This window comes from Okeania sp. SIO2F4 (assembly GCF_010672385.1).
In the GTDB taxonomy this organism is placed as follows: domain Bacteria; phylum Cyanobacteriota; class Cyanobacteriia; order Cyanobacteriales; family Microcoleaceae; genus Trichodesmium.
Genome location: NZ_JAAHGT010001090.1, coordinates 1 through 2940, shown reverse-complemented (window position 1 = coordinate 2940; position 2940 = coordinate 1). Strand labels below are relative to the sequence as shown.

At 37.7% G+C, this 2940-nt stretch carries 3 protein-coding genes; all 3 read left to right on the top strand.

Annotation, left to right across the window (positions count from 1 at the left end):
- The first annotated feature begins 47 nt into the window (after positions 1–47).
- The 3 genes from F6K22_RS37415 (at position 48) to F6K22_RS37405 (ending at position 2610) form a co-directional block, all read left to right on the top strand.
- Positions 48–743 (top strand): hypothetical protein, encoded by a 696-nt coding sequence (locus F6K22_RS37415; protein ID WP_293109844.1) that lies wholly within the window; start codon positions 48–50, stop codon positions 741–743.
- 148 nt (positions 744–891) lie between these two features.
- A complete protein-coding gene (locus tag F6K22_RS42750; RefSeq protein ID WP_363275275.1) occupies positions 892–1098 on the top strand; it encodes a nuclease-related domain-containing protein in 207 nt (68 codons plus the stop codon).
- 132 nt (positions 1099–1230) lie between these two features.
- Positions 1231–2610: an AAA-like domain-containing protein gene (locus F6K22_RS37405; RefSeq protein WP_293109843.1), complete on the top strand. Its 1380-nt coding sequence runs from the start codon at positions 1231–1233 to the stop codon at positions 2608–2610.
- Positions 2611–2940 lie beyond the last annotated feature (330 nt).

Here is a 2940-nt window from a genome sequence, read left to right as displayed (position 1 = left end):
ATTCAACGAAAAATATCTAGACAAGCTGATAGAGGCATCATTCGCTAATGGAAATGGAAACAAGACAAATGTTTGACTTACCAGGTTGGGATGTCCAACTGGGTTGTGGTGTTATTCGACTTTGTTCACCTGATAGTTCAGAAGCTGCATTTTTAGCAAAAGGAGCAAAAGCCAAGCTTCATAAAATTTCTGAACGAATGGGAACATTGATTGAAATATTGACACCGGAAGGTAGAATTTTGGCAAGTTTTGGTCAACCTTCTAAACCAAAAGCACCAGAGCCACAACCACAAATATCTAGCTATGCTGCGTCCAGGATTGACCCTACTGCTGACTCTGAAGCTGTACTTGATTTTGTCAAAGGTAAGAAAGCAGAAGGACTGATAGTAACTGTTACAGGGATGCACTCAGATAAATGTCTTTTGGTCAACGATTTACAAGCACTAGATAGAGGAGGTGGCTGGACTGCACAAGATTGGATAGGAATAGACTTCAAGAAATTGTGGCATGATAGTTTCCTTGTGGGAAAAACCAACTATTATGGCCAATTGGTAGAAGCTGTGGAACGCGATCGCTACTTGCCAAACTTCTTTGATCATATCCGTCGGCCTTCAGGTGCATTGGCTGAATATAGTAGCAGTTATCATTATGTTGATAATTTTCTAGGTGCGCCTGTACGAATTGCTGTATCAACTCCTGGAGACTGGAGAATAATTGAGTCTGCTCCTGATAAGTCTGAGTAAATAATTAGTGAGCGATCGCTTAGATTATTTTTATCCCAAAGTAAGCGATCGCTCCAGCTTTAAGATTAAGTCCGACATTTTCCGATAGCAAATGCTATCGGAAAAACACAGTAACAAATAAAGATGTGACCAATGGCCTTAACAATTCCTGATACAATTCCTTCTAGCCAGCAGAGGCGAAAAGCGCCTATTCAAGATACTTAGAGATGAACTGCCAGATGATTTTTTCATCTACTATGAGCCAAATATCAAAGGCTCTTACTCCGACTTTATTATTCTTAGTCCCGAACTTGGACTACTAATCTTGGAGGTGAAAGGTTGGAGTGCCAACCAAATTCTCAAAGCCAACTATTAAATATTTGAAATACTTACTGACGGGAAAGTTTGTAATTGCGATCGCTTCAATTTAAAATATTCTCTGATGGAAGAATTGTCACTACATATAGTGTATTTGCCTAAGTCCTGATATTATGAATATATATTACAGATGGATACAAAACGAACTGCATACTCTATCAAACTAGATTTTATTTTAGAAACTATCAACCGCAAGTTACTAGAAACCAAAAATCCTCCTTTAAATACTGCAGAAATTATGCTGCTCCGAGGTATTTGGGATAATAAGACCTATAATATTGTGGCTGAAGAGGCAGGTTACAGCTCAGGTTATCTAAGTAGTGTCGTTGCTCCTGAGTTATTTAGACGAATTTCTAATATTATTGGTCAAAGGGTAACAAAGAAAAACTGTCGGATGCAACTGCAAATATGTCTCATCCCACAAGCTACCTCAAAAAAAAATGCCCGACCTCAACAACCTGAAAAACTTTCTACCAGTATAACACAACTAATGTCACCAAATTTTCCGAGTGGATGTATTTCTCTAAATTCGCCATTTTACATACAACGGTCTGATATTGAGAAGCAAGTGTATGCAGAAATTGAGAAACCAGGAGCATTGGTAAGAATAAAAGCACCGCAGGAGATGGGCAAAACTTCCCTTCTGTTGAGGGTTATCAAGTATGCAGAAAGTTTGGACTATTGCACCGTTAATTTAGACTTACAACGGGTAGACCAAAACATTTTGAGTGATGATATCAACAAATTTTTACGTTGGTTTTGTGCTAATATTGCTGATCAACTAAACCTAGAGCCTAACTTAGATGACTATTGGGATGAAGATATTGGTAGCAAAGTTAGCTGTACTCTATACTTCCGCAACTATTTATTACAGTCAATTAATTCTCCCCTAATTCTAGCTTTAGATGAAGTCAACCAGATTTTTGAGTATCCAGAAATAGCAAAGGACTTTTTTCCTCTATTGCGATCGTGGTATGAGGAAGCAAAAAGACAACCTGTGTGGCAAAAACTGCGTTTAGTGGTAGTTCACTCCACTGAAATTTATGTACCTCTACAACTTAAACAGTCACCTTTTAATGTCGGGTTACCAATTCAGTTAGGTAGTTTGAGCTTAGAAGCAGTTTTGGAATTAGCAAAATCTTACGGACTCAACTGGAGTGATGGAGAAGAAGCACATCTTTTGATAGCAACCACCGGAGGACATCCAGCACTGGTGCATCTGGCTATTTATCATCTGAGTCGAGAAGATGTAACAATGAGACAATTATTAGAAACTGCTGCCACATCTACCGGAATTTATGCCAATCATTTGCGACGTCATCAAGTGAAGTTGGAAGAGGAGCCAGAATTAGCGATCGCTCTACAAAATCTTGTCAATACTAATGAACCTATGTTATTAAAACCTATTATTGCTTATAAGTTAAGTAGTATGGGGTTAATTAAGTTAGATGGAAATAAGGCCACATTAACTTGTGATTTGTATAGACAGTATTTTAAAGGTAGGGAGTAGGGAGAAGGGAGTAGGGAGTAGTTAAGAGCTAAGAAGAATGGCAGTTATAGAGGAGGTAGAAGTAAGAATTGTTTCTTAATTTTTCTGTCAAGTGTTACCCTTTTCTGCTAATATGCATTAGACTTTTTGACCTAAAAGCTGGTACTTTTTCCCTGTTTTCATATTTATTCAGCCAACCCTAATTATCCATTATCCATTATCCATTAATAAATTCTGTTTTTCTTGAGTTGTGTATCATGTCGTTTTGCTTAATTCTTTCCTTTAGAAAAGATGTCTCTATAATGGAAATTCCAGGAGGAAATATTGTTCTTCAAGCAGTAGGTATTGGCA